Source organism: Streptomyces flavofungini (assembly GCF_030388665.1).
In the GTDB taxonomy this organism is placed as follows: Bacteria; Actinomycetota; Actinomycetes; order Streptomycetales; family Streptomycetaceae; genus Streptomyces; species Streptomyces flavofungini_A.
This window is the reverse complement of record NZ_CP128847.1, coordinates 108,115-133,165: the sequence shown is the minus strand read 5'-3', so window position 1 is coordinate 133,165 and position 25,051 is coordinate 108,115. Positions and strand designations below refer to the sequence as shown.

General features: G+C 67.5%; 26 protein-coding genes and 3 pseudogenes. 8 read left to right on the top strand and 21 right to left on the bottom strand.

From position 1 onward, the window contains the following. Positions 1-47 precede the first annotated feature (47 nt). Positions 48-188: a hypothetical protein gene (locus tag QUY26_RS40285; protein ID WP_289956646.1), complete on the top strand. Its 141-nt coding sequence runs from the start codon at positions 48-50 to the stop codon at positions 186-188. A gap of 60 nt (positions 189-248) precedes the next feature. Further along, entirely contained in the window at positions 249-419 is a 171-nt protein-coding gene (locus QUY26_RS40280) for a hypothetical protein (protein ID WP_289956644.1), read from the top strand. On the opposite strand, the gene QUY26_RS40275 is transcribed toward QUY26_RS40280, so the two are convergent. The 11 genes from QUY26_RS40275 to QUY26_RS40225 all read right to left on the bottom strand — a co-directional run bounded on the left by QUY26_RS40275 (position 395) and on the right by QUY26_RS40225 (position 9,772). After that, entirely contained in the window at positions 395-853 is a 459-nt protein-coding gene (locus QUY26_RS40275; protein WP_289956642.1) for an ArsR/SmtB family transcription factor, read from the bottom strand. The genes QUY26_RS40280 and QUY26_RS40275 overlap by 25 nt on opposite strands. A gap of 61 nt (positions 854-914) precedes the next feature. Further along, on the bottom strand, positions 915-1,385 hold the full coding sequence (locus QUY26_RS40270; protein ID WP_289956640.1) for a hypothetical protein: 471 nt from the start codon (positions 1,383-1,385) through the stop codon (positions 915-917). Then, entirely contained in the window at positions 1,382-2,866 is a 1,485-nt protein-coding gene (locus QUY26_RS40265) for a phytoene desaturase family protein (protein WP_289956638.1), read from the bottom strand. The genes QUY26_RS40270 and QUY26_RS40265 overlap by 4 nt, the downstream gene beginning before the upstream one ends. Then, positions 2,859-4,577: an ABC transporter ATP-binding protein gene (locus QUY26_RS40260; RefSeq protein WP_289956635.1), complete on the bottom strand. Its 1,719-nt coding sequence runs from the start codon at positions 4,575-4,577 to the stop codon at positions 2,859-2,861. The genes QUY26_RS40265 and QUY26_RS40260 overlap by 8 nt, the downstream gene beginning before the upstream one ends. Further along, the gene (locus QUY26_RS40255) at positions 4,574-5,332 is read right to left on the bottom strand and encodes a class I SAM-dependent DNA methyltransferase (protein ID WP_289956633.1); all 759 of its coding nucleotides are present in this window, start codon (positions 5,330-5,332) and stop codon (positions 4,574-4,576) included. The genes QUY26_RS40260 and QUY26_RS40255 overlap by 4 nt, the downstream gene beginning before the upstream one ends. A 60-nt stretch (positions 5,333-5,392) precedes the next feature. Continuing rightward, the gene (locus QUY26_RS40250) at positions 5,393-6,217 is read right to left on the bottom strand and encodes a nuclear transport factor 2 family protein (protein WP_289956632.1); all 825 of its coding nucleotides are present in this window, start codon (positions 6,215-6,217) and stop codon (positions 5,393-5,395) included. A 79-nt stretch (positions 6,218-6,296) separates the two neighbouring features. Then, positions 6,297-6,884, bottom strand: a complete 588-nt coding sequence (locus tag QUY26_RS40245; protein WP_289956630.1) for a hypothetical protein — start codon at positions 6,882-6,884, stop codon at positions 6,297-6,299. Continuing rightward, positions 6,881-8,698, bottom strand: coding sequence for an alpha/beta fold hydrolase (locus QUY26_RS40240; protein WP_289956628.1), 1,818 nt, complete (start codon positions 8,696-8,698; stop codon positions 6,881-6,883). The genes QUY26_RS40245 and QUY26_RS40240 overlap by 4 nt, the downstream gene beginning before the upstream one ends. A gap of 215 nt (positions 8,699-8,913) precedes the next feature. Next, positions 8,914-9,126, bottom strand: a complete 213-nt coding sequence (locus tag QUY26_RS40235) for a hypothetical protein (RefSeq protein WP_289956626.1) — start codon at positions 9,124-9,126, stop codon at positions 8,914-8,916. A gap of 261 nt (positions 9,127-9,387) precedes the next feature. Next, on the bottom strand, positions 9,388-9,579 hold the full coding sequence (locus tag QUY26_RS40230; RefSeq protein ID WP_289956624.1) for a hypothetical protein: 192 nt from the start codon (positions 9,577-9,579) through the stop codon (positions 9,388-9,390). Position 9,580: 1 nt separating this feature from the next. Then, positions 9,581-9,772, bottom strand: coding sequence for a hypothetical protein (locus QUY26_RS40225; protein WP_289956622.1), 192 nt, complete (start codon positions 9,770-9,772; stop codon positions 9,581-9,583). A gap of 490 nt (positions 9,773-10,262) precedes the next feature. Between QUY26_RS40225 and QUY26_RS40220 the strand changes: the two genes are divergently transcribed. Further along, positions 10,263-11,207: an ABC transporter ATP-binding protein gene (locus tag QUY26_RS40220; RefSeq protein WP_289956619.1), complete on the top strand. Its 945-nt coding sequence runs from the start codon at positions 10,263-10,265 to the stop codon at positions 11,205-11,207. After that, positions 11,204-11,977, top strand: a complete 774-nt coding sequence (locus QUY26_RS40215; RefSeq protein WP_289956617.1) for an ABC transporter permease — start codon at positions 11,204-11,206, stop codon at positions 11,975-11,977. Before QUY26_RS40220 ends, QUY26_RS40215 begins: the two co-directional genes overlap by 4 nt. A gap of 386 nt (positions 11,978-12,363) precedes the next feature. Here QUY26_RS40215 and QUY26_RS40210 read toward each other — a convergent pair whose 3' ends face one another. Continuing rightward, on the bottom strand, positions 12,364-12,591 hold the full coding sequence (locus QUY26_RS40210) for a DUF397 domain-containing protein (RefSeq protein ID WP_289956616.1): 228 nt from the start codon (positions 12,589-12,591) through the stop codon (positions 12,364-12,366). Continuing rightward, positions 12,588-13,457, bottom strand: a complete 870-nt coding sequence (locus tag QUY26_RS40205; RefSeq protein ID WP_289956615.1) for a helix-turn-helix domain-containing protein — start codon at positions 13,455-13,457, stop codon at positions 12,588-12,590. The genes QUY26_RS40210 and QUY26_RS40205 overlap by 4 nt, the downstream gene beginning before the upstream one ends. A gap of 292 nt (positions 13,458-13,749) precedes the next feature. Here QUY26_RS40205 and QUY26_RS40200 point away from each other — a divergent pair, with 292 nt between their 5' ends. From QUY26_RS40200 to QUY26_RS40185, 4 genes are all read left to right on the top strand, one after another. Continuing rightward, positions 13,750-14,268: an ATP-binding protein gene (locus QUY26_RS40200; protein WP_289956614.1), complete on the top strand. Its 519-nt coding sequence runs from the start codon at positions 13,750-13,752 to the stop codon at positions 14,266-14,268. Beyond that, positions 14,265-14,606 (top strand): hypothetical protein, encoded by a 342-nt coding sequence (locus QUY26_RS40195; protein ID WP_289956613.1) that lies wholly within the window; start codon positions 14,265-14,267, stop codon positions 14,604-14,606. The genes QUY26_RS40200 and QUY26_RS40195 overlap by 4 nt, the downstream gene beginning before the upstream one ends. Positions 14,607-14,798: 192 nt before the next feature. Then, positions 14,799-14,957, top strand: a complete 159-nt coding sequence (locus QUY26_RS40190; protein ID WP_289956612.1) for an FxLD family lanthipeptide — start codon at positions 14,799-14,801, stop codon at positions 14,955-14,957. A 621-nt stretch (positions 14,958-15,578) separates the two neighbouring features. Then, entirely contained in the window at positions 15,579-16,217 is a 639-nt protein-coding gene (locus QUY26_RS40185) for an SMI1/KNR4 family protein (RefSeq protein ID WP_289956609.1), read from the top strand. Positions 16,218-16,232: 15 nt separating this feature from the next. Here QUY26_RS40185 and QUY26_RS40180 read toward each other — a convergent pair. From QUY26_RS40180 to QUY26_RS40145, 8 genes and pseudogenes are all read right to left on the bottom strand, one after another. Further along, a pseudogene (locus tag QUY26_RS40180) lies at positions 16,233-16,847 on the bottom strand (transposase); the annotation flags it as partial. 71 nt (positions 16,848-16,918) lie between these two features. Next, positions 16,919-18,744, bottom strand: a pseudogene (locus QUY26_RS40175) (reverse transcriptase domain-containing protein). A gap of 528 nt (positions 18,745-19,272) precedes the next feature. Then, positions 19,273-19,515, bottom strand: a pseudogene (locus QUY26_RS40170) (transposase); the annotation flags it as partial. A gap of 13 nt (positions 19,516-19,528) precedes the next feature. Continuing rightward, complete coding sequence (locus QUY26_RS40165) at positions 19,529-19,954, bottom strand: hypothetical protein (protein WP_289956607.1); 426 nt, start codon at positions 19,952-19,954, stop codon at positions 19,529-19,531. 3 nt (positions 19,955-19,957) lie between these two features. Continuing rightward, positions 19,958-20,968 (bottom strand): DUF6192 family protein, encoded by a 1,011-nt coding sequence (locus QUY26_RS40160; protein ID WP_289956605.1) that lies wholly within the window; start codon positions 20,966-20,968, stop codon positions 19,958-19,960. 784 nt (positions 20,969-21,752) lie between these two features. After that, positions 21,753-22,391 carry a GNAT family N-acetyltransferase gene (locus QUY26_RS40155; RefSeq protein WP_289956604.1) on the bottom strand — a complete coding sequence of 213 codons (639 nt, stop codon included), beginning with the start codon at positions 22,389-22,391 and terminating at the stop codon, positions 21,753-21,755. A 333-nt stretch (positions 22,392-22,724) separates the two neighbouring features. Further along, positions 22,725-23,315, bottom strand: a complete 591-nt coding sequence (locus QUY26_RS40150) for a hypothetical protein (protein ID WP_289956602.1) — start codon at positions 23,313-23,315, stop codon at positions 22,725-22,727. Positions 23,316-23,469: 154 nt separating this feature from the next. After that, complete coding sequence (locus QUY26_RS40145; protein WP_289956600.1) at positions 23,470-24,714, bottom strand: NucA/NucB deoxyribonuclease domain-containing protein; 1,245 nt, start codon at positions 24,712-24,714, stop codon at positions 23,470-23,472. Between the last annotated feature and the right edge of the window lie 337 nt (positions 24,715-25,051).

The following is a 25,051-nucleotide window of genomic DNA, read 5'->3' as shown; positions in this document are numbered from 1 at the left end:
ACATTGAAGCCCCGCCATCTTGAAGCCAGGCCGGCCAGGCCACCGTGGTGTTCACGTACCTACTGGTCGCGCTGGCGGACGATCCGCCCGTAGCGCTGCCAGCACCGGCGGTGGCGCATACGAGCGAGGCCCATCAGGTCCTCGCGGACACCATCAATACTGCCCAGCATCTGGACCACAACAACTAGCCTACGGCTAACGGTACATACCAGTCGGCGCCCCGCCCCAAGGAGTAGGAGACGAACCTCGTGTCACATCGGAAGATCCTGTGGTGGGCCGGGTACGGGTTCGTCGTCGGAGCCGCCCCCACTTGGACCGCATCCGACAGCCTCCTTCAGGCATTCTTCGCCGGTCTCGGAGTCGCGGGCGCCGCGGCCATCACCGCCGGGGCGATCTACCGGCGCTCCACAGGCAATTGACCGACTGCCGCCTCGTGCGCTGTTAAGCCCCCGTCGCATGCTGTCAGCGCTGCAGCGAGGGCCTGTATGGCCTGGGGAGGCATTTCGTAGCAGCCTCGGCGCGGCGAGGTGAGCCACCCAGCCTGGGTGAGGGGGCGCAGATGGTGGTAGATCTGGCCGGTGGTGCCCATGTCGGTGCGTGCCGCGAACTCGGCGGCTGTAACGGTGCCGTTCAGGCAGGCCAACAGGATACGCAGCCGCACGGGGTGGGCCAGGGCATTCAGGCGCGCGCACAGGGCGTGCAGGTCGCCCTGTTCCAGGGTGAGTCTGACCGTCTGCTCCGGCGGTTGTTCGGTGTGCGCGGTGCGTTGCTGTACCAGCTGGTTGTGGCGCAGTGCCGCGACACGCTGTTCGAGATGTTCCACGCGCCGCGCCAAGTCGCTATCGGAGGTCATGAGGTTCCACGATAGGGGCGCCGGGCAGGGGCTGGATCTTTGCCCGGCGCCTGCCTGCCATTTAACGGGCGGATTCGACGGGCCACCATGTCAGGCCCTCAAGGTCGCCGCAGTCCTTGGCCTCTTCTTCACTGCGGCATATGTACACCGAGCCGGTGGTGGTGATGCTGTAGGAGTTCAGGGAGAGGTCGACGCTCTTGCTGCCCTTGCCGCAGAGGGTGGCCTGCTTGCTGGCGGGCAGGGGACGCAGGTCGTACGTCCACTGGGTCCACACCGAGTAGCAGCCGGAGCCGTTGTTGGTGAACTCGCCCTTGACAACGAGCTTGGGCCACAGCCGCCCGTCGGTCTTCTCCGTCCACCGCTCGCCCTGCACGGTGGCGCTCCCGTGGGTGGCCTTCCACGGGATCCCCTTGCCCTCAGCAGCTGGCGAGGTGTCGGCGGGCTGGCCGTGGGATGCAGCGGCCGACCCGGCGGTGAGGGCCAGAGCAGCCGCGCCGGCAGCGGCGGTGATCAGGGCACGCTTGAACATCACGGTGCTTTCCTCTCGGCGGTGAACTGGTGGATGTGCGGCGCCAGGGACGGCGCCTTGCGGATGCCGAACTCGCGGCGCAGCACGGATTGGGCGGCGAGGTAGCCGCACATGCCGTGCACGCTGGGGCCCGGTGGGGTGGAGGCCGAGCACAGGTACACGCCGTTAAGCGGGGTGCGGTACGGGTCGACCTGCCAGGTGGGGCGGGCCAGGGACTGGGTGAGAGTGAGGGCGCCCGCGCTGATGTCGCCGCCCACATAGTTGGGGTTGTAGTTCTCGTAGGCGGCGGCGGGGATACTGCGGGCGGCGATGATGGTGTCGGTGAAGCCGGGTGCGTACTGCTCGATGCGGGCGTTGATGAGAGGAATGGGGTCGCGCAGGTCGCCGTTGGGGACGTGCGCGTAGGCCCACAGGGGGCGTTTGCCGGGCAGGGCACGCTGACGGTCGGTGACAGCGGGGTCGACGAGGAGGATGAACGGCTCATCGCTGGCCTGGCCGCGGGCGGTGAGGGTTTCCTGACGCCACATGGCGGCCTGGGTGCCGGCCAGGTGGACGGTTCCGGCGCGGCCGACGTCGGGGTCTTTCCAGGGGACGGGTTCGGTGATCAGGTAGTCGGCCTTGGCGGCGCCGGGCCCGTAGCGGAAGCGGGAGAGGCGGCGTACATAGGCGGGGGGAAGGCGCTTTCCCGCCAGGCGCGTCAGCTCGATGGGTCCGGTGTCCAGCAGGATGACGCGGGCGTGGGTGAGCTGGGCGAGGTCGTCGATGCGGGTGCTGGTGTGCAGCTGTCCGCCGTGGGCCTGAATGTCGTTGATGAGTGCCTGGGCGATGCGGACGCTGCCCCCTTGAGGGATGGGCCAGCCGCTGCCGTGTGCCAGGTGCCCGAGCATCAGGGCGACGGCAGCGGAGGCGAGGCTGGGCAGTCTGCCCACGGCGTGCCCGGCTACTCCCGTCAGCAGGGCCCGGGCCGCCTCGGTGGTGAAGGCGTGGCGGGCCAGGGGTGTGGCGTGGGTGAGGATGCGCGGGGCCAGCAGCATGGCCGCGCGCACGTCACGGGGAAGACTGCGCTGGTCGGAAAGGAGCAGATCGACCACCCCGCGGCTGTGCCGCACCAGGGGGCCCATCAGGCGCCGCCATCTCTTCCCGTCCCGCACGCCCAGACGCTCGCACGTGATGTCCAGATCGCGCCAGGCCAGGGCGGCGGGCCCGTCGTCCATCGGGTGGCCGTAACTGATCTCAGGTTGCAGCAGGTCGACGCCGCGCGCGCGAAGGTCGAACTCGCGGAAGAAGCGGGAGGCGGCGCCCATGGGGTGAACGGCGGAGCAGATGTCGTGCCAGATATCAGAATCGAAGAGGTGCTCGCCGCGCAGCCCGCCCCCCAGGCTCTCGCCCTGCTCGTAGACGGCCACGGACAGTCCGGCCCTGGCGAGGGTGACGGCGGCGGCCAGCCCGTTGGGGCCGGAGCCGACGATCGCGGCGTCAGTCACGGCTGGCTCCGGCGGGTATGAGCTGCTGATTGACCAGGCGGCAGTAGGTTGCGTCGGTGCGCATGAGCTCGGTGTGGGTGCCAGAGGCGTGCACGCGCCCGTCCTTGATCACCAGGATGTGGTCGGCGCCGACGGTGGTGGAGATGCGGTGGGCGATGGCCAGAACCTGGCAGTGCCGGCCGAGTTCGGTGATGGTCTCGCGCAGGGCCGCCTCCGCGTCGGAGTCCAGGTTCGCGGTGACTTCGTCCAGCAGGAGCACGTCGGGTTTGGTGAGCAGGGCGCGGGCGATGGCCAGGCGCTGGCGCTGGCCGCCCGACAGGCCGCTGCCGTGCTCGCCGAGCTCGGTGTCCAGGCCATGTGGGAGGGCGGCGATGACATCGGTAAGGTGAGCGGCGGCCACCGCCACGGCGATATCGCTGTCGCTGGCGTCGGGGCGGGCGTAGGTGAGGTTGTCGCGGATGGTGCCGCGCATCAGCGGGGCGTCCTGCTCGACCAGGCCGACGCGGGCGCGCAACTCGGCGAGCGGCATCTGGTCGGCGTTCGTGCCGCGGATGCGGATGCTGCCCGTATCGGGGGTGTGGAAGCGCTCGATGAGCTGGAACAGGGTGGTCTTGCCCGCGCCGGAGGGGCCCACGATCGCGGTCACACCGGTGGTAGGCAGTGTGAAGGAAACGTCCTCAAGAGCAGGCGAGGCAGCGCCGGGGTAGGAGAAGACGACCTGGCGGAAAGCGATGGCCGGCGCGGCGGCGGCGCGGGGTGCGCACTCGCCGGTGGCGGGTTCCTGGTCGATGGCGGCCAGGCCCTTGACGCGGTCGATGGCGGCGCGGCCCTGCTGGAACTCGCTCAGCGCCATGAACAGCATGACCAGCGGGGACACCAGATAGAACAAGTACATGATGAACGCGGTCAGGTCCTGGATGGGCAGGGCGCCGGTGGCGGTGCGGGCCATGCCCCAGGCGATGACCACCGCGAGGGAAACCTGGGTGCCAACGTTCATGGCGGGCATCAGCATCGCCGAGAGGCGCGTGACCTTGATGCCGCTGAGGCGGGCGGTGTCGGCCAGCGCCGCCAGGTCCTCGGCCTCGCGCTCCTCGGCCCTCGAAGCCTTCACGGTGGACAGTGCGGACAGGGCGCGCAGCAGGCCGGACCCGTAGGCGCTGGTGTCCTCACGGTTGGCCACCGACGCGGTGCGCACCGCGCGGGCCAGGGCCAGGGCGGCCACCGAGGCGGCACCGAGGCAGCCCAGGGTGGCCAGCAGCATGCGCCAGTCGATCCACGCCATCACCGCGATACACCCGGCCGTGCTGAACCCCGCAGTGACCATCTGCGCGACCGACGAGGCCAGGGCCACGCGGGCCAGGGAGGTGTCGGCGACGGTACGAGTGAACACGTCACCGTGCTCGAGCCGGTTGAAGGCCCGCATCTGTGCGTGCAGCAGCCGCCCGGTCAGGGTGGTGCGCATGTCGAAGACGATGTTCTCCCCGGCTCGCCCGATGAGGTAGGCGTGGCTGGCGCCCAGCACAGCGTCGGCGGCGAACAGCAGCGCGATGAACAGGATGGGCTGTGTGATCGCATCATCCTGGGCCACAGCCTTGATCAGGTCCCCGATCAGCAGGGGCTGCACCAGCGTGGCTGCGGTGCCCAGCAGCCCGAGCACGGCCCCGATGCTGAGCAGCAGCCGCTGCCCGGTGACGATCGTCCGCAGGTTCATGCTGTCTTGGTGTAGGTCGTGATGAACATCGGATACCACTCCTGGTAGGGGGCCAGCTCCCAGCTGCTGAAAGAGTGCTCGGGGGTCAGCCCGGCCTGTTTGGCGAAGGTGTCCATCTCGTCGGGGGTGCTCAGTCGGGATGTCTCGCTGCCGAGGCGGGTGGTGCCGTCGGCCTCGTACCAGATCTGAGTGCAGTGCCACAGGTCGGATCCGGGCGGCAGGGTCGAGTGGGTCTGCAGGCCGGTGCCGGGCTCGGCATACGGGGTGAAGAAGGTGGTGCGGCTCTGGCCCTCATGCAGGGCCTCCACCGCGGGCCGGTTGCCGGTCTCGATGACCAGCCGCCCTCCCGGGGCGAGGAGCTCCGCGGCCCGCTGGATCGCGGCCTGCTGGTCCTCGGGGGAAGTGAGCAGGGATATCACCCCGCACACGCCGTAGATGAGCCCGTAGGTGCGCTCTTCGGTGTAAGTACGGATATCGGCCTGGACAGGGATGACGTTGGTACTGGAGGGTGCCTTGGCAAGCCCGTCGAGCATCTCGTGCGAGGCATCCAGGCCCGTGACCGCTCCGACCTTCTCCGACAAGGGGACGGCGATGCGGCCGGTGCCGACACCGATCTCCAGGGTCCCCGTCTTGGGGGCGGGGTGCAGGCGCGCCAGGGCCTCGGCGATGGGCATGCCGGCGGTGCGGGGGAAGAGCCTGTCGTAGAAGGAAGCGAACTGGCGCCCGTAGTCAGCGGCGTCGGGCTGCGTTGTCATCGCGGTTTCGGGTCCTATCGTCTGGTGCGGGGCGTCCGTGATGAAAGGTGGCGGGCGGTTTCAGGTGGGCCAGTAGCCGCTGGCGGTCTGCATCACTTGGCGCAGCAGCTGGATGCGCCCGTCGTCGGCGTACGTGCCGAACGTGAACACCTCGACCTCCGTGGCCCGCCTGGGTCCCCTGACCGGCAGCATGGTGCAGTGGGCGGCGAAGCGGTTGGCTTCGCGCAGCACCTGGTGCAGGCTCACCTCGTAGACCAGGCCCTCCTTGCGGCTGGCCTGAAGGGACTGCAGCATGGCGTCGCGCTGCATGTGGGTGCCGTTGATGTAGTGCACGGCGTCCGGGGTGTGGTTGCGGTCGTAGAGGTCTTCCAGGGCCGTGCCGGGAGAGAGTGCCAGTTGCACAAAGCCCGTCAGGTAGTCGGTCGGGTCCGGGCCCGTGGGCGGCTGTGTGCTGAGGGCTGGCAGGGTGCCCTGCTGCCAGCGGGGCTCCTCGGGTTCGCCCCAGTGGTAGGTCATGCGGGCGGTGGAGACGCTGGAGGCGATCCTGCCGTCCCCGGCCAGGTCGGCGAAGAACACGTGCTCGGTGCTGTGGTACAGCTGCATCGCCATGGGCCTGGCCAGCGTGTACCGGGCCGCTGTGCGCTGCCCGTCACGCACCAGGTCGTGCGCGGCCAGGTAGTAGGGGGACTGGTCGGCGCGCCAGCGCGCCAGGTGCTTGAGGGCCTCTGCGCGGTCGCGGTGCTTGCGGTTGACGGTGTGCGTCGACTCGGGCAGGTGATAGCGGTCCCACACCTCGGCCAGAAGTTCTCGCTGGTCGAACGCCTGCGCAGTGTAGGCGTGCAGGTAGCCGACGAAGTCGTCGGCCGGAAGGGGGGCAACAGGCACCGGATCTCCTGTAACGGTGAGGGTAGGGGGCTGAGCGGGCGGCGGCAGGGGAGTAGATGACGTCGGCCCGCTCAGGCTTTTAGGCGGTCGCCGTGTGGGGCCACAGGCCGGGTTCCATCGGTGTGTAGGGGGACACGAACAGCGTTTCGGGGGCCTCACTGGTGTCGTGGCCCGCGGCGCGCACCACGCCGAACTGGAAACCCTTGACCACGTCCGGGCTGGGTTCGCGTTCGTGGATGGTGCGGCGGATAAACGCGGCCAGCAGCCGGTAGGGGCCCGTGGTGTGGATGTTCGTGACGCCCTGGCGGGCCACTTGCTGCAGGATGGCCGTGCACAGGTCGAACACCGCCTTTTCCGGGCGGCGGCTGGCAAACCAGAACGCCTGGTACCAGCGGCGGGGCTCGATCATCTCGATCTCCCTCCACTCGCTGGTGTCCCCGGCCAGATCCAGCGTGCGGTACACGTAGTGGAAGTCGTGCGTCGCCGGGTTGGGGGCGAAGAATTTCCAGTTGGGTATCTGGGAAAACACGTCCTTGGTGACGGCCCGGGTAAAGGAGGGGTGCGGGTGCTGTCCGGCAACCGTGGCAACCAGCATCGCCGCCCCGGCCAGGCGCGCCACGGAACCGGGACCGGTGAACGTGTCTTTGACCAGGGCCGTGGGGTTCACTTTGCTGCTCCCTTCACCGCTGCCTTGATATCTTTCCCGCCGCCTTCCAGTGCTTGTTTGAGGAAGTCCGCCATGAGCTGGGCGGCCTGGTGCGCGAACCGCGCATCGGTCAGCACCGAGTCGTGGTCGGCTCCCTCGATCACCTGCAGACCGCCCTGGTTCGGACCTTCGTGGGCCTGGGTGAGCTCGTGGTACAGCAGCAGGTGGTCGGGGTCCTGGTCGACAGTCTGCTGCGCGGCGATCAGCAGGCCCGGGAACGGCAGCGGGTCAATGTCACCGCCGAAGCTGCGGAACTCCTTCTCCGCCGCGGCCCACTCCCGCCGTGCCGCGTTCCACAGGCGGGCGTCGGTGTACTGGGCGAAGACCCTGTGTCGGTAGCGTGCGGGCAGCTTGTCCAGCCACTCGGTGCGGCTCATCACCACGCCGGTGCCGAGCTTCAGGTAGCGCGAGGCGTGGATGAGGGTGTCTCGCAGGTCCTTCGCGCCGTCGCTCTGGCGCTTGGAGCGCTGCAGCTCGGCCGGGTGCGAGGGGTCGAGGTAGACCATGCCCGCGACCCGGTCAGCAATACGGGACGAGACGCGGCGGATCAGCTCGCCGCCCAGTGAGTGCCCGACCAGGACAACCTTGCGGTGGGCGGGCACCACTTGGCCGATGAGGTCCTCGAGGTCGTCGACGGACTCGGTCAGCGTGTACGGGGCGGGGGTGCGGCGCCTGCTGCCGGCGTACCCGGCGCGGGCGTAGGCGACCACGGCGTAGTCGGAGCCGTAGGCGAACCTTTCGGTGATCCACGCGAAGTGCTCGGAGGTCGAGGCCAGCCCCGCGCAGAACACCAGCACCGGGGTGTCGGCGTCGTCTTGGCCGCCGGTCTCGAACTGCAGCACATTGCCGTGGCGGGTGGTGATGGTGCGAGAGGTCCTGTGGCCTTCCAGGACCACCGCGCGGCGCTGCGCGGCCAGGGCGATGCTGGCCGCCGCACCCGCGGCTAACAGGAGGCCCGCGGCCTTGACGGCCCGGTCATCCCGCCCGGCGGCAGCCGGATGAGTCTTGGGGGTGGTGGTGTAGGCGACCATGGGGTGCATCGACTCGAACGATGTCAGGAAGCGTCCCAGGCCCATCACGAACGCGTTCGCGGTGTGGAAGCCCAGCACGGAGGCCAGTACCGGGCGCGCGAGGCGCCCGCGTGCCAGGTACACGATCGGGAAGCCGCACTCCATCGCCAGAACCGAGTGCTGCAGGACCTTCGCCGCACGGGGGTACTTCTGGGTGAGGCGGAAGGCGGGCTCCCAGCCGTAGGTGCGGGTGCGCATCACACCGGGCAACGCGGCGCCGCTGCGCCATTTGTCGCCCACGAGCTTGACCCAGCCCGAGACCGCATAGGAGAGACCGGCCTGCATGGATACATACCACAGCAGAGCGTCCTGCGTCCGGGAATCCCTGGACAGGCGGGCCAGGCCGGTGGCGGTCTGGGTGAGCATGGCGACTTGGTCGGAGCCGTCGGTGCCGTACCGGTGGCGGGCCTGCAGCACCGAGCTGGAGGCGGCCAGGAACAGGCTTCCCGCGCCTCGCCACCTGCTCTTGCCGGGCGCGAGCATAGCCAGGCTGACCGCCGCGCGCGCAGTGTGGATCGCCAGAGTCGTTTTACGGCCGCTGACAGTATGGGCCAGTTTGCGCAGCACGACGTTATGGGACTCGGGGGTCTCCTGCATGATGTCCCAGTCATTGAGACCACCGGGCTCAATGTGCTGACGCTCATGCAGGTATTCCAGCGCCGAGGACAGGCTGGTCAGCGCGGCCAGCCGTTCCGAGATACCCATGGCCGTCGTGCGAGTTACCGGAACCGGGGAAAATACCGCGGAAGTGATTTTCTTCAGATGGTGTCTCAAAAGTATCGACCTCTCCACGCGCCACATCGTGGGCTACGGTGGGAAGGCTGTCGGGCCGCAATTCCGGTGCGGCCCGACAGCCTTTTGCTCACAGCACGGGGACTGTGAGGATCTTCATCGGCCCGCGCTCAGCACGCGGGGCCTGCTTACTTGCCGCCAGCGCCAGCAGCGCGACCGGCCTCGTAGGCGCCCACGGTCGCAGCACCAGCTGCCAGGCCGGCGCCCGCGTAGGGGCAGAGGGCCAGGACGGTCGGGGTGAAAGTGACCGGCTGTATCGGCTTGTTGTTGCTGCTGCCGGGACCGTTCTCGGTGAGCACCGGCGTGCTGATCGCGCTGACGCTCTCGGTGATCGCAGTCATCATTTTCCTCCTTCTTGGTGTCGTGGATTGTTCAAGTGGATCGCCACCGGGCGGCCGGTGTTTCAGACGCCGCCCGTTGCCTCCCCAGCGAAGGCCGGGCAGACCCAGGCCGAGGGCACAGCGAGACACGCGGTGCGAACCACGTCCAGTGTTGCGGCGGGCGCCGCACTGACCGGCACTCGTGCACGCTTGTCACTGGCCTTACCCTCGTCCGCGCTCAGAGTCGGGCAGTGAACGCGGTGACGCTCCTGTTGGCCAGGCTCATCCGTTCGCTGTCACAGTGATCCCGCCGACGTGCGGGGTCGCGGCGAAACACACCGGCGTGATGATGCCGGAGGTGACAATGCCTGAAATGGCCGTGACTGGGATGGCTGCCCTGGCGCTGCTGCCGTTGTGATCCTGTTCGCGCAGCACCGGTTCCGTTGCCGCGCTGACGCTGTCGACGACGCTCATGTCAGTTAACGACACGGCCGGTGACGTAGGCGCCGACCGGGATGGTGAACGCGACGACGGCCGCGGTGATCTTCCCGGTGACCGGGACGGCCACGGCCGGGGTGAACATGACGGGCATGCCGTCGGACTTGGTGATGGTCTGCTCGATCGAGCCGACGTTCTGCTCGTTCATGAACTCAGCGATCTTCGCCAACGCTTTTCCCTTTCGGTTTCGGCGCCGGGGCACGAGAATTCGAATGACAGAGAATTCATACGACAGGGGCGCCTGAACGACGTGACAACCATCCATTCCTCAGCGGACGGCGCGTCGTACAGATAACCACTGGATCCCCGATGAGCACCGGCGCACTGGTCAGGTGTTCGGTGTTTCAGTCTGGACTATAGGCGACATTGCCTCTCCTGGATCAAGTCATTACCGATGTGGCCTGGATCACAGGATTGCCACTTTCTGAAATAGTTGAGCAAAGAACTGAATGGCAAGGCCGGAATGCAGCCCCACCCAGAAAGAACCATGCGAAATAAACCGGCAGGTGAGAGCCTCACCCATCGGAAACCAGAAGGCAGACATTCCGCATTTCGGTGGCCGAAATCCTTCCAGTGTCAGCGAACGACGTGCCAAAGTCCCCTCGTGCGTGTTCTCCTGAGTCACAGGGACCTCACCAGCAACGACAGTTCGGACATTCATGCCTGAAATTAAAGAAAGCCACATCTATGTGGAAGGACTGTGGCGCCGCTACGGCACCGGCGCCCACACCTTCGACGCCGTACGCGGTATCACCCTCACCGTGATGCCCGGCGAGCTCTTCGCCCTGCTCGGCACCAACGGAGCAGGAAAGACCTCCACCATGGAACTCCTCGAAGGGCTCGCCCGCCCCCACAAGGGAGCCATCCGTCTCTTCGGCACCCTGGACCCGCTCGCCGACCGCCCGCGCATCCGCCCGCGCACCGGCGTCATGCTCCAGGAAGGCGGCTTCATCAGCCACCTGACCGTCAAAGAGACCGTCGACATGTGGGCGGACATCACCACCCGCCCTCACTCCACCACCCAGGCTCTTCAGACCGCCGGGCTCGCCCACCGCAGCGACGTCGCCGTAAAGAACCTCTCCGGCGGCGAGAAACGCCGCCTGGCCCTGGCCACCGCCACCCTCTCTCGCCCCGACATCCTCTTCCTCGACGAGCCGACCACCGGCATGGACGCCGAAGGCCGCCATGCCACCTGGCAGCTCATCAAAGACCTGAACGAACAGGGAACAACCGTCCTACTGACCACCCACTACCTGGAAGAGGCCGAGTCTCTCGCCGACCATCTGGCGATCATGCACCGCGGGCAGATCGCCGCCGCCGGAACGGTCTCATCGATCGTCGCCGACCATCCCTCCACCCTGTCCTTCGGCCTCACCGCACCCCACACCCTGCGTGATCTGCCCGTCGACGGCGCGGTCCAGGACGCCAAGGGGCGCGTCACCATCACCACCGCCAACCTGCAGAAAGATGCCGCACGGCTGCTGGCCTGGGCCGAGGAACACGACGTGGCCCTGGAGAGGTTCACCGCCCGCCCTGCCTCCCTGGAAGAAGCGTTCATCACCATCGCCAACCGCGACGACCAGCCCCAGGAGACCAGCTCATGAAGGCCGCAGCCGCACACAATGCCCGCGACCTGAAGGTGCTGTTCCGCACCGAATGGAAACTCTTCAACCGCGTCAAAGCCAATTACATTTACGCGGTGTTCGTACCGCTCATGCTGATGCTGGCCCTGAAATTCTCCCAGGACCAGATGAAACTCGCCGACGACAACCTCAAAGCCGGACCCGTCATGGTCTCCACATCCGTCGGCATCCTGCTGGTCTTCTCCCTTTACTCCTTCATCACCGGCCTGTACGTGCTGCGCAGAGAAGAACTCGTCCTCAAACGCCTGCGCACCGGCGAAGTCTCCGACCCCGTCATCCTCGCCGGCGGCGCCTCCATGTACATCGTCGTATGCATCGTGCAGATCCTTGCCGTCACCACCGGCGTTTCCCTCATCTTCAGCACCGCCCCCCACCAGCCCCTGACCGCGCTCCTCGGCATCCTCACCGGCCTCGCGCTCATGACCGTCATGGCAGCCGCCACCGCCGCCCTGTGCAAGACAGCCGAGTCCGTCACCATCGCCACCCTCCCCGCGATCTTCCTCCTGCCGATGATCTCCGGCGTCTACATCCCCCGCGAAATCCTCCCCAACGCCCTCGCCGACGTGCTGTTGTTTGCGCCCCTGTCGCCCACCGTCGACCTGGTGCGCTCCGGCTGGACACAGAACCTGGACACCGCCGGCATACTGGCACGCCTCCTGCTCGCCGCAGCATGGACCGCCCTCTTCGCATGGATCGCCGCCCGCAAATTCCGCTGGGAACCCCGCACTTGACGTTCCCCTCACCGGGGCGTTACCAGCCTCGGGCTCGCCCCGGAATGGCGCCCGATCGATGACTTCAGCCGTTTCCACCGTTCTCGGACGGTCGTAATACTCCCCCGATCGCACGTGGCCCACATCAACGAGCCTCATTGATCGGACTGCCGCTGCCGGACGAGATCCTGCTCAGGCGGGTCGACCACAACGCCGCCGCATGCGGCCCACCCGCTCGCGCACCGCCGGGTACGTCACGTCGGTCCGGCGGGCCGTCACGGGCCCTTTGCCCTCCCCGCCGGACCCGGTTCAGTGTCGCCGACCGCGGAAAGGGACCCGGCCAGGCCCGTGACGGGCCCGGCCGGGCTGGTGATCGCTTTAAGGTCGCCTTGAGCGGGCCGTCCCACCTACTGCGGGGGGCGACACGCGATCTGCTGGGTGAACGAGGTCCAGGCGGCCAGAGGGAAGGCAAGGTGCGGTCCGCCTTCCGCGTTCTGCTTGGAGTCGCGGACGTAGACCGTGCCGGGCTGTGGGCACGCTTCCACGCAGTCGGTGCCCTGCTCGCTGCTGTAGGAGGACTTGAACCATTCGCCGTACGGGCGGCCGGTGTCGGTGTGCGTGTGAACGGTGCTCATGAGACCTCTCGTGCGAATCGTTCCAGCAGAGCCGGGGTTTCGTGGTCAGGCAGAGCCCCACCAGCGAGGAAGTCGATGCGGCGGCCGAACTGCTTGACCACCTTCGGCTTCGACACCACCTGCATGGTCCCGGTGACGGTGCTCATAGATACGACCGGGCCCGGCAGGTCGCCCCGGTCGAAGTCCAGGACCGTGAAGCCTCCCGAGGTCACCCGGTAGGCCGGGGCAGCGAACGGGATGATCCGCACGGTCACGTTCGGGAGCTTGGACAGCTCGGCGATCTCCCGGTACTGGCCCCGCATGATCTCGGCGTCACCGACGACGTTCCGCAGCGCGGACTCGTCCATCAGGCAGAACAGTTCCGCACCGGCTTCGGTGATCAGCTTCTTCCGGTTGGCGCGGACCTCGACGGAGCCGTCGATGAAGTCGGTGTTCGTCTCGTCGGCGCCCTTGGCGGACTCCAGCAGAGCGCGGGCGTACTTCTCGGTCTGCAGCAGTCCGTAGACGACGTTCGGGCACCACGGACGCAGGATCCTCGCTCCCGACTCAAAGCCGAGGTAGACGGGCATCCCGGAGGGCAGCACCGAGGTGTTCGGGGTCCACCAGTCATCGCCCTTGGCGTTCTTGTACCAGTCCAGCAGCAGCTCCTGGCCCTCGAAACCGACGCCGTACGCGGACAGGAGATCCGTGAACTGGCCGATCCGGCGAAAGCCCGTGGTGCCCTTCTCGAGATTCGTGATGGTTGACGGTGCACAGCGTGCCGCCTTCGCTGCCTGCTCGCCCGACAGCCCGGCGCCTTCTCTGAGCCGTATGAGTTCGGCCCCCAGCATGATCCGCAGGAACGTCGCCCCGGTGTTCGCCGCCACGCAGCCGCCTCCCTCCGGTTCCGCCCGCCGGGCCTTGAGTGCCGATGACGGCACCACCGGTTCACCCCGCGTAGGTCCCGGTGCTGATTGTTCGGACCCCGGTTCACCTCCAGTCATATACCGATCCCTCCCGAACCACAATTGACTCCACTCTTTCGATTGCAATTCAACTCGTCACGGGTAGACGGTAGTTGAGCCACCGAGAACGCGGACGCCAGCCCCGGCGGACAGGTCTCCGAAGCCGGGAAGGCCTTGCCGCGTGCCGCCCGAAGGACCTGCGGAGGACCGGGATATGACGCTCACCGCGCCGAGCCAGCACAAGCCTGCGGAGCTGTGCGGTGACGCCATGGAGCTCCGTCCGGCAGCACGTCGGATCAGGACCACGCCGGACCGCGTCGTCGCCTCCATCGCCCGCCCCGACGGTCCTGCGTTCGGGCCGGTTGGCAAAGCCACGGCTCTGCGGGTGAGCGCCCTGCGCAGCGTGGGAGCCGCCAGGGTCAGCCACTGGGGCTTTCCCGGGATGATCGACGACATCCAGCTCCTGATCAGCGAGCTCCTCACCAACGCCGCGGCACACGGAGAGAGCTCGGACATCGGCTTCACCCTGTCCTATGAGCCGGGTATCGCGGTCCGCATCGAAGTGCGCGACGGCTCCACGGACCGGCCCCAGAGGCGCCGCCCCGGACCGCTGGACGAGCACGGCCGCGGCGTCCTGCTCATCGAAGCCCTCTCGGACGCCTGGGGCACCAGCGACGACGGCACCACGACCTGGTGCACTCTCACCCTCCCCGCCGCGGAGGCGATCTCATGAACGCGATACCCGCCCAACTGCCCTTCCGCGTCGAGTTCGACGCCGCCACCGGCCAGTTGGTCGTCTGGAAGATCTTCGGCAACCCGCCCCGTCAGACCACACGGCGCACACCGATTCCCTCGTTGGAAGCGCTGGCCGCCGAGGTGGCCGTGCACCGGCACGAAGCCTTCCTCCAGCACAGCCTCGCCCAGACCCTCGCCTCGGCCGCCGTGAAGCACCTGGGCGCCGACCCGCAGCACCTGGAGGCCGCGGTGAAGGCCCTCTCCGACCCGACCAGCACCGTCCCCGTCAGCCAGATCCTGCGTCGTGGCACCGTCGCGCCGCCGCAGTCCGGCTGACGCCGCACGCCGGTCTGCCCGGCCCGGGTGCTCCCCGCGGCCGGTCCGGGCAGACCCACCAGCTCCCGGCCGCATGGCGGACTGCGTCGTACGACCGGGATGACCCACCGCCGCCGGAACAGACCCGAGCGACGGCCAGGGCCGTCAGCACCATCGCAAGGAGCAACACCCCTACAAGAAGGAGGACTTGCCATGAACGCCATCGCGATCGAGACCAAGGCGGCCGTCCCGGCCACCGACGTGGTCGACCTCGACCTGGACGTCAAGATCGTCACGGCCGGTCCCGTGGCGTCGGCGCTGCTGAGCAGCACCGACGACGGGTGCGACACCAAGAAGAACGGCGACTGCTGACCTCACGGCAGGCCCGCACCACCGCCGGATCCAGTCCGCTGTGACTGGCCCAGGAGCACACCACACCCGGGGCGACGCCCGCCGTGCCGCGCCGAACCGGCGAGGGCGGGCGGGGCGTGCGCTCGCGAGCCGTCTTCGGAAGCCGCGTCGCGCGGCGCGGCACCACAGGGCGAGGAGCCGGCCGGCGCGGCGCGGCGCGGCCTTAGGCATCCCGCGCGGAGCGGCCGCGGTCAACTGCCCGGGCAGAACCGGCTCGGGCGCGGTCCTCGGCGCCTTGTGGCGCCGCGGTGCCAGGCCGGTACGGACGAGTCGGTCCGTGCCACGCGGCGGTTCCGGACGCCGCGGATCGGAACTGGCCGAAGAGGCGATCGGTGTCGGCGCCCTGCCTCCGGCGGGCGCCACGTGCCGCTCGGCGTGCCGCTCGGACGGGCTGACGGTCGTGCACCCTGTGGCGAGCAGCACGACAGCGACGGTCAAGAGCAGCGAGCGCGAGGTGGGACGCATCGGCCCACCCTGGTCCATCTGCGCTCCGGCTCAGTAGGTGTTTTTCAACTCCTATCGGTCAGACTGAACAGCCTGGCCGGGAAGCGACCTGTCAGTGCGGCCGTCTATGTTCAGCGCATGACACAGATAGACCTTTCTGCGTTCGAGCGTGAGTGGACTCGCTTTGAGTCATGGCTCCAGGCGAACTCACCCGCTGATCACGCCATGTTGCGGAGGCCAGCGGCCCCCGAGCAGCTCATCGAGCTGGAGTCGCGACTCGGCTTCGAGCTGCATCCGGAGCTCAGGGCACTGCTGCAGCAGCACGATGGAGCCGCTGAACCTGTTGCCGCTCGCGGATCCCGCAGACGCCTTCCCGCTGGTGCATTTCTCCCGTCGGGGCACCGGCTGAGCAGCGTGGACGACATCGCGTCGATGTACGACGTGATCGTGGACGTCGGCGAAGACAACATCGATGCTGACCTGTGGGAGGACGATGCCCTGGCCGTAAATCTGCATCGCTGCGTGCCGTTCGCGCTTCCCAACGACGGCGGGGTTGCCTTCGTCGATCACCGGCCTGGCCCCTCATACGGTCACGTGTATGAGATGGGCATCGGGTCCGGGGACCTGGACGGGACCCTATGGGCAACCAGTCTGACGCAGCTCTTCAAAACCTTGGCCGACGCATTGGAATCAGACGGTTCGTTCCTGTACTACTGGCCCACACCTTTCGAAGACGCATCAGGCCACCGTTGCTTGGAGTGGCAGATCCGAACCTGACACGGTCAGCTACGTTTTCCTCTCCCAGCTGTCAGTGCGAGGGCCGTGGCGAGTCAGACGCCGGGTCATGAGAGTGATGAATGCCCAGTTCAGATGTGCTTCGGCATGTTGGGGAAGGCGTTCGTAGTCCCTCGCGTTGCGGCGAGCGTTCATGATCCAGCCGAGGGAGCGTTCGACTTTCCAGCGGCGGGGCAGGACGACGAAGCCGCGGGTCCCCCTAGGTCGTAGGACGGGTCGCAGGGACATCCAGAGGTGGCCTGCGGTCCAGGCGGGCAGCAGGTCGCGGGCGTAGGCGGAGTCCGCCCAGACCTGGGTGATCTGCGGATGGGTGAGCCGCAGGCGCCAGAACAGGTCGCGGGCGATGATCTCGTCGCGGACGTCGCCCGCCGTCACCGTGATCATCACGGGCAGGCCCAGGGTGTCCACCACGAGGTGTCTTTTGCGTCCATTGATCTTTTTGCCCGCGTCGTAGCCACGGCTGCCCTTGCCGACGGTGGAGGCGGCCTTCACGGACTGGGAGTCGACGATCAGCGTCACCGGGAACGGGCATCGGCCCTTGCCCGTGCGGATGCGGCGCCGCAGCTGGTCCCGGATGAAGGTGACCACCCCCGCCCGGTTCCATCGCGCGAGTGAAGTAGGCCGCCGACGAGGTGCCCGTGGTTCGGGTCCTTTTTCGACGGCCCCTTCCCGAACGGTGCGGGCTAGTTTCCCAGCACACCGCTCTCCAGTGAGCGTTTCCGGTAGGAGAAGTTCGCCCGTCCCGCATGGATAGCGACATGACAGGCCCGGCAGACCACCAGGGTCTTTCGCCGTCGCATGGCCATGATGCGAACCCACGTCGGGCGGGCAGGTCGGTCGTCTCGGTTGAGGTCAGCGAGTTTCCGGATGTGGTGGACTTCCACATCCTTGGTGGAATCGCAGATCTCGCACGTGTCTGCCAAGAGCCGTTTCACCAGTTCGTTGCTGCTGAACTGGTTCGGGGTCCAGGGCCTGACGTCGACCAGTTCCGCCGTGCGTTTCCGTTTGAGCGGGATGCCGCCGAAGCGGGCAACCAGTGGCTTCCTCTCGCCACCGCGCTCGACCATGACCTCGAAGCACTTTCGTGGGCCGTCCGGTGAGTCGATGGTCGCCTTGTACTTGCGGGCCATCTTCGTCACGGTCGACTTGTGCTTCGCCGCAAGGGTCTTGAGCATGGACGTTTCCATGACCCACCGAAGGCGGTTCATGCGCCATACGTCCTGGGCGAGGAGATAGTACTGAACGAGTCCCCGGTACTCGGCTTGGTATGTCGCCACGATCGAGAAGTCGCTGTCGTGGAGAAGTACACCTCGCTGATCCGGTTTCCCACCGCTCATGTAGGTAGCACTGCGCTGTCGGATCACCTCGCGTGGCACGAACAGCCCGATGATGCCGCTGGCGGATCGTCGCGGCCGGTTAGCTTCGTGTCGCATCGCTGGGCTTTCACCTCGTAGCCGAGGAAGTGTGCCGCCTGGCTGGTGGCATGCGTGATCAAGGTCTTGGATTCAGAGAGTTCCAGCCGGAGTTGATTCCTCAAGAACGCTCTGATCCGTTCCTTGATCTCTTCGGCCTCGTGTTTGGGCCCGGCGAACCCGAGGAGCCAGTCATCGGCATATCTGACATACCGAAGGCGTCGATAGCTGGGGTCGTAAGGGTCAGCGCTCGGCAAATTCCGCTTCTGCAACCGTAGTTGCCGCACTGCACTGCGGTCTCCGCGTCGCCTGGCCCAGTACTCCCGGCTCTCAATCCGGTGGTACTCAGGGTGATGCCGTCGTAGCTTGCCCCGGTTGTATTCCGGCAGCAGCTGCTGTTCAACGAATCGATCGAGCCGATCGAGGTAGATGTTCGACAGGATTGGCGAGGCCACTCCGCCCTGCGGTGCCCCGCTGAGCGTGGCGTTCCATCGCCAGTCCTCCAGGTATCCGGCCTTGAGCATGGTCCCGATCAGCCTCAGGGAACGGCCATCGTGGATGGAATCTCCGAGGATCGCGAGCATCACCTCGTGGTCCAGGCTGCCGAAGCAGTCGGAGATGTCGCCCTCGATGAACCATCGTGTTCCGGTCCAGTACCTCACCACGTCCTGTAACGCGGTGTGACAGCCCTTCGTGGGGCGGAATCCGTGGGATCGGTTGGAGAACTGAACGTCGTAGTAAGCCTCCAGAAGGAGACGCACTACCTCGGCGACGAGTTTGTCCGACCATGTTGGCAGGCCGAGCGGGCGCTCCTTCTTTGAGCTTCCTTTCTTGTCGATGTAGACCCGCTTGACAGGCGTCCACCGATACGACTCGGAGCGCAGGGCGCCGATGATCGTGTCGATTTTCACCAGAGACATGCCGTCCGCGGTTTCCCCGGTGGTCCCGGGTGTCATCGCACCGGAGTTCCGGTAGATGCGCCCGTAGGCCATGAGGAACAACTGAGGGTTGAACAGTTGCCGGTAGATCCTCTCCAGCGGCAACCCTTGCTTGCCGCGTTCCCGGATGACGCCCAGCACTGTTTCGGCGCTCTGCATTACGCATACCTCCCGTCGCCGGACGTCGAGTTCACCTGTGCCCCTTCGCCCTGTGACCGGCTTTCCCGGTCTCCCTGGCAGGTCGTCACTCCTGCGACTAATACGGGCACTCCGTCGCCGTAGGGCTCGCGCCCCGTAGGCGATCCCGTGGTACGTCTTCGCTGTACGTATCGAGCACGACGTAGGCCGCCCACTCATCCCCTTGACCGCCCTCACTGGGCGACGCCTCTCACCTTGGAGGTTGCCCGGCCCGCTAATTCAGAGCCCGGTAAGGCGAGAGCATCGGTTTCAGGTGTCGTTCCGATGAGTTTTTACTTGTGCCGCTGGAGATTGGGCTTCAAGCAATCCAGCCTTGGCCATATCGTGCGGGTCTTGCGGGTCTCCGTCCCGGACACCTCCAGACGGCCGCCGCGTTCCTGACATGCTGTGGTCCCTTTCGGCTTTCGCCTCCAGGTAAGTCAGGCGACCCAGGAATATCCCTCCAAATTCCTCCCGATTGAGTCGGGGATACAACAAAGCGCCTCACGGCGCACAGAAGCCGTAGACGGTCTGCCAGGGAGGGAAGTCCGCAGGCAGGGCCCGCCACTTTGCCCCGTTGTCGACCAGGTAGCGGATCGCGTCCACGATCTGCCGGCGGGGCCACTTCTCAGGGTGCCCGCCGGTCTTGGTCTGGCAGGCCTCGACCGGCAACAAGCCTTCGAGCAGGGCCCATTCGGCGATGGTGGTGTCGGAGGGATAGCGGCGGGGCCGGTGGCGGACAGCGGTCGGCATGACAGGACCAGGGTCAGGAACGGGACGGCTTGGAGAGCTGGGTCAGGGTCGAGCGGACGCCGGTGAGCTGGTCGGTGACCAGCTGGGCCCACTCGTCGTCGGGGTAGCGGGCCAGGTGCGGGTCGAGCGTCCCCGTGATCATCCGGGTCAACCGTCCCAGGATCTGGGCCAGCTGCTTCTTCTCGTATTCGATCCAGTCCGCGGGGTCGTCGGAGAACATGTAGCCGTCCTTGCGCCGCCAGATGATCGGGGTGAGGTGCTCGGCCGCCCCGACGTCGCGCAGGTGGCGGATTCCCCGGGCGGCCTGGGAGCGGGTGATGCGGGTGGCGGACATGAGCTGGTAGGTGTGCAGGCCCGCCGGTCTGGCTTCCATCAGCGCGACGCGGACCAGGTCGCCGTAATGCTCGGACAGTGGCCGCGCCGCCGGGCGGCGCCCCATGGCCTACTCGCCCTTCAGCAGCTGGGTGAGCTGCTCGTCCAGGGTGAACTCGCCGTGATCGAGGGCGCCCTCCAGCCAGTCGGCCGCGGCGCGGACCCGGGCCAGCTGACGCCGCACGGTGTCACGCTCGTCGTCGGTGAACTGCTGGCCCCGCATCTTGGGGACCAGCCTCCCCAGGGTGGCCACGAAGCCGTGACACGACCCCACCAAATCGACGTACTCCAGCGTGTGCTCGATCTTGCGGACGGCCGGGACACGGTCGCGGATCTCCTCGCGGCTCTCAGCGGTGTTGTCGAACTGGGCACGGTTCACCAGCATCCGCGTGGTGTCGTCCCGCATCGTCGAGCGGGCCACCGCCGGACGGCGCAGAAGGTCGCGGGTGACCTCCTGGGCGGTGTCGTCATCGCGGGTCAACTCGGCGACCACCCGCATCTTCTCGGCCGGGGTGACGTGCTCGGTCACCTTGGGCCGCTTCAGCAGGTCGGTGGCGACCTGGGCGGCAACCTCGTCATCGCGGGTCAGGTCGGCGACGGCTGCGACCTTCTCATCCAGCGTCACCGGGCGGTCGACCCGCTGACCCACCACGCGCTTCGCGCCGTCCGGCGTCCACTGCCGGGCTCCGGTGCGCGGGTTGAGCGGCGCGTCCTCGATCGCCGCCCACCGCTCCTCCTCGTCCGCGACCGAGGCCAGGATGCGGTGAACGGTGAAGGAGACCCCCTCCTTGCGCTTGTCCTTGGGCCACCGGTTGGCGGTGTAGCGCCAGTCCTCCACCGTGCTCCGCTCCACGCCGATGTCGTCAGCGAAAATCTGCAAGGACTCCGCGACGGTTAACAGGTCGTCCGTGCCGTTGGGCATCGACCCGCCCACCGGGCGCATCGGCTCGATCTCCAAGGCCATGTCGCCGAGGGAGAACTGGGCGCGGGCGACCTGTGCGATCAGTTCCTTGGCCTGCGCGACGAGCTGTTCGTAACGCTGCCGGGTGACGTTCCCGACCCGGTCCTTCACCTCGGTCATGACGACCACCGCCCTCACCAGGGCCCGGCCCGGCCGCCCAGGATGCGACCGGTCGAAAAGGGCACCGGCCCCGGTCACCGACCACCCTCGCGTGGACCCGCCCAGCGTAGACAGAGCGCGAGCCCGGAGCACTGGAAGCTTCCGCCCTGAAAGCTCAACTCCCATGAAAAACAAGGGGTGTTAAGGAGGCTCGCGAGGCGTTCGCCTACGGCGTTTCCGCAACACCAAAACGCGACGCCCGCCGCTGACGGCAGGCCCGCACCCGGCACCGGTCAGAGCAGTACACCGCCGACCTCGCCCGCTCCACCCCCACCGTCCACGACCGCCCACAAACCGGACACACAGCTTGCTCACCCCGCTGGATCGCCGCCACCCGCGACCGTGTCCGCCGCATCCTCCGCCACCGCCGCGACCTGCACCGACCTGAGCAGAACACCGCGACCGCCGCCATCATCACCGGCAGCGGATCACCACACTCCCGGCAGTACCGCCGGACCGTCCCGCCAGGCCCCACAACGCCGATCATCCAGCCGTCTCGGCCTCACGGCCAGAGTTGAAAAACACCTACTCAGCGGAGCGCGCGCCGTGGTCCACCGGGACGAGTGACTTGTGGTCAGCAGGCCTCTCCGGCCCCTCGCAGCCGTCGGCCGTGGTGCCGCGCCCCGGTCGCCGCTCCTGCACGCACACGGCCCGCTGTTTGGGGCCTCAGCGCTGGTGCGGGCATCGGAGGTGCGGCCGAGGACGACCATGCACGTCGTGGAGCCTGTGCCTTGGCGCGAGGCTATTACTCCCGACTTCCCACGGTCAGGTACGTCCGTTCTCCGATCTGAGCCCGCCGGACCGAGACGCCGCCGAGGCCTTTCAGCGCCAGGTGGTAGCCGTCATCGCCGTCATTGCACTTGATGTCGATTCCCGAGGCCCACGCCCAGAAAGACTCTCCCTGCGCTGCCACGGAGTATCCACGCCGCCGGTACCACCGCATCACCTGGAAGTCTCCGCGCGCGATCTTCGCTGTGACTACCCGGCATCCCCGGTTCTCCAGCCACCTCTCGGCCTCGCCGAGGAGCGCGCTGCCGATTCCTTGCCCCCGAGCATCGAGGTCGACTGCGAGGAGGTCGATCTCCGCCATCCACACGGACAAGGCACGCTGGGCACGCCGCCCTTCATTGGCGTACTCCCGGATCAGACGGGCCGGGGGCACCACTTGGGCTAGGCCGCACACGGAGCCCTCTGCCTCCCTCTCGGCCACTACGGCCCGCGCCTTCCCGAAAGGAGATACAGGGAATTCGCCGCCATACGCGTCGATGAGCCGCGCGGTCGGCTCGCCTTCCTGACTGAGGGAAGGCCGAGACCCCATGGCGAGATCGCCGAGACGGTCTACATGCTTCCCGTCGCCACGCCGTGCTGTGCGAATCTTCGGCATCTCACGTTTCTCGCACGGACCTGTTGGGTTCGAATGACCCTCTACCGGGCGCGAGACGGTTGCGCTCATCAGGCGTGCCTTCCAGGCGTTGGCAGATACGCCTTCTTCAACGACCTCTCTGCGGATTCGTTCGTCGAGACATTGCTGCTGCAGATCGGCGCCTTGGGGCTCACTCTGGCCCCGGATAGCTGAACGACGTCGGGGCCGATCCGTGAATCACTCGGTGTCGGCGAGGCGTTCGGTCGACTAGCGGTGTCCCTCGATCGCGGCGCACCCGCAGGTTTTGCTTGTCCGTACGGGTGAGGGCGCGCCGGCAGCCGCATGGAGATCGGTTCAGCTGAGTCCGTTCCCGCCTCGCAGGAGCCGGTCTCGCTCGATCTGGTTGCGCCTCTCGGCGTCATCGGGCGCTTCCGCAGGCTGCGGTGGCGGAACAGGTGCCCGCATTGCCTGCCGGATCTCGTCGCTGGAGCGCAGGATTTCGACCTCGGTGGCCGTGCCTGCAGGCCAGGTCAGCAGCAGGTAGTCCTCGACGGGCTCGTCGCGTACTTTGTCGCGGCCGATGTGGCGTCCGCGTGCGTGGACGCGGAGCCGGTAGGGCCCGCTTCCATGGAGGCTCAAGGGCGGGAGGCCGTCGATGGCTCCGGTGTGCAGGGACTCCACCTGCAGGTGCCCGGCGGGGGCCTGCACGGTGACTTCGACGATCTCGTCCCACGCCGGATCGTCCTCGCCCAGTGCAGGCGGCGGCTCCGCGCTGGTGATGGCCTGGACGCGGACGGGCCCGGTGTGGATACCGGTGGCGATCAGGGCCCCGGAGGCCATCACGGCGACGAAGCCGTTGGACCAGTCCGCGGTGTGCGCGGGGATCTCGCCGTGATCCAGCACTCCGAACGAGCCTTCCGGAACGTACACAGTCACGGCGGTCATGGTGATGCCTCCTGGTTGACGGTGGCCAACTGCACCGTGCACGGGTGCGGGTGAGGAAGTTCGGGGCGGGCCGGTGCGCACCGGCCCGCCCCGAACGGTAGTGCGCTCACCGGATGGGCGGAGCGTGTTCCGGCCTACCCGGTAAGCGTGGCTCTCATGGGACGATCACGACGTCGAACGGGTCGTCCTGCAGCACGCGCTCGGCCCGGTAGAACTGGGTATTGGTGCCGCCCTGCGAGCTGTTGTCGCCCTTGGCGATGGCGCAGGCACTGGCTCCCTTGGAGCCGCTGCCGGAGGGGATGTCACTGTAGGAGCAGCCGGCGAAGGTGCGGCGTTTACCGCCCGCGCTCAGGCCTTCCTTGGAGGTGGCGACGGGGTACTCGTCGCAGCTCTTGCCGGTCACGGAGGGCCGGTCGTCACAGGCCAGGTCGCGGTTCTTTTTGATGACCGACTGCTTGGTGGTGCGGTGCAGCCGCTTGGGCAGGCCCGAGTTCTGGGCGAGCGTGACATGGCGGGCGAGGTCGGGGGTGCGGGCCTTGCTGTACCTCAGGTCGGAGGCGTACCAGGGGACCGCGCATCCGACCTGCGGACGGCCCGACGTCGCATTGTCGCAGCGGAACTCCTTGAAGGTACTGGGGAAGTCCAGCTCGTTGTAGGGAGGGTTGGTCGCCTTCATGGTCCAGCCCGTCCCGCACGTGCCCTTGGCTCCCGCCGCGGTGGCGGTGGTGTCGAAGAACGACTCGCCCAGCATCCACTTGTGCAGCACGAGCTTTCGGCTGGGGAACTTCGCGCTCTCGGTCTTGCACGAGGCACTGGGTGCTCCCTTGCCGCCGATCTTCGCCTTGAGGGTGTCGCCCCAGCCCTTGGTGGCATAGACCTCGATCTGGTGAGCGACCCGGCCCTGGCCGGTGTCGCCGTAGCTGTAGTTCAGGAAGATCATTTCGGTTTCGCCGGTCTTCACCCAGCGGCCGTTGACCTTCTTGCGCGTCCAGAATGTCCAGCCGTCGGTCCGGCACACCCGGGTGCGGGTGCCCTTGGTCGTGCCGTCGGTGGGGCACCAGGACGGCGGGTCGACACCGGCCCGCGGTGACTGGACGAGTCCCGGCGGCAGCTCTATCTCGCTCGGCGGCTTCGGCGTCAGGCAGGCGACCTCCTCATCCGCGTTCGGCTCCCCGCAGACCTCCGAAGCCGGCGGCTCCTCACTCTGCGGCGCGGGCTGCGCCTCGCCCGAGCCGGGCGTGGTCTCCGCCACCAGCTCCGGCCCGGCCGGGTCCTGTCCGCCGGTGCGCGCGGTCACCGATGACCTGCCGTCGGGATCGTCTGCGGTGGCCGCGCTCACCCCGGCGCCGGCTAAAAGTGCGAGGGCGGCGACGGTCGTACAGAGCCGTCTGGCTCTCATGTTCCCTCCCCATATGAACGATTCAACGTGCGCGCACCAGGTGTGCGCACACCTCTCGCCAGGCAGCTGCCATCGCCTGGCGGCCCCAGCGGACCAGCGGCCGCACAAGAGGGTCAAGGGAAGCGGTCAGGGCTGAACCTGTTTGCGACAGGGACTCCATGGCGCGCTGCGTATCCCCCAAGGCGCGGAGGATCCAGGGCGCGCGATCTTCTCGCTATGCCTGCAGCTCAACCGCACTCCTGGGGAAGCCGCAGCAGGTCAAGCAGGAGGACAATGCGCACGTTTCCCGAGCAGAAGCTCCCGCTCGCAAACATGACTGGTTCGCGTATCGAGGCCG

Excerpts from the sequence above, each read along its gene's own strand:
- QUY26_RS40275 (WP_289956642.1), bottom strand. The coding sequence starts at position 853 with ATGACCTCCGATAGCGACTTGGCGCGGCGCGTGGAACATCTCGAACAG.
- QUY26_RS40260 (WP_289956635.1), bottom strand. The coding sequence starts at position 4,577 with ATGAACCTGCGGACGATCGTCACCGGGCAGCGGCTGCTGCTCAGCATC.
- QUY26_RS40255 (WP_289956633.1), bottom strand. The coding sequence starts at position 5,332 with ATGACAACGCAGCCCGACGCCGCTGACTACGGGCGCCAGTTCGCTTCC.
- QUY26_RS40240 (WP_289956628.1), bottom strand. The coding sequence starts at position 8,698 with ATGGGTATCTCGGAACGGCTGGCCGCGCTGACCAGCCTGTCCTCGGCG.
- QUY26_RS40235 (WP_289956626.1), bottom strand. The coding sequence starts at position 9,126 with ATGACTGCGATCACCGAGAGCGTCAGCGCGATCAGCACGCCGGTGCTC.
- QUY26_RS40230 (WP_289956624.1), bottom strand. The coding sequence starts at position 9,579 with ATGAGCGTCGTCGACAGCGTCAGCGCGGCAACGGAACCGGTGCTGCGC.
- QUY26_RS40220 (WP_289956619.1), top strand. The coding sequence starts at position 10,263 with ATGCCTGAAATTAAAGAAAGCCACATCTATGTGGAAGGACTGTGGCGC.
- QUY26_RS40215 (WP_289956617.1), top strand. The coding sequence starts at position 11,204 with ATGAAGGCCGCAGCCGCACACAATGCCCGCGACCTGAAGGTGCTGTTC.
- QUY26_RS40210 (WP_289956616.1), bottom strand. The coding sequence starts at position 12,591 with ATGAGCACCGTTCACACGCACACCGACACCGGCCGCCCGTACGGCGAA.
- QUY26_RS40200 (WP_289956614.1), top strand. The coding sequence starts at position 13,750 with ATGACGCTCACCGCGCCGAGCCAGCACAAGCCTGCGGAGCTGTGCGGT.
- QUY26_RS40195 (WP_289956613.1), top strand. The coding sequence starts at position 14,265 with ATGAACGCGATACCCGCCCAACTGCCCTTCCGCGTCGAGTTCGACGCC.
- QUY26_RS40190 (WP_289956612.1), top strand. The coding sequence starts at position 14,799 with ATGAACGCCATCGCGATCGAGACCAAGGCGGCCGTCCCGGCCACCGAC.
- QUY26_RS40185 (WP_289956609.1), top strand. The coding sequence starts at position 15,579 with ATGACACAGATAGACCTTTCTGCGTTCGAGCGTGAGTGGACTCGCTTT.
- QUY26_RS40165 (WP_289956607.1), bottom strand. The coding sequence starts at position 19,954 with ATGGGGCGCCGCCCGGCGGCGCGGCCACTGTCCGAGCATTACGGCGAC.
- QUY26_RS40160 (WP_289956605.1), bottom strand. The coding sequence starts at position 20,968 with ATGACCGAGGTGAAGGACCGGGTCGGGAACGTCACCCGGCAGCGTTAC.
- QUY26_RS40155 (WP_289956604.1), bottom strand. The coding sequence starts at position 22,391 with ATGCCGAAGATTCGCACAGCACGGCGTGGCGACGGGAAGCATGTAGAC.
- QUY26_RS40150 (WP_289956602.1), bottom strand. The coding sequence starts at position 23,315 with ATGACCGCCGTGACTGTGTACGTTCCGGAAGGCTCGTTCGGAGTGCTG.
- QUY26_RS40145 (WP_289956600.1), bottom strand. The coding sequence starts at position 24,714 with ATGAGAGCCAGACGGCTCTGTACGACCGTCGCCGCCCTCGCACTTTTA.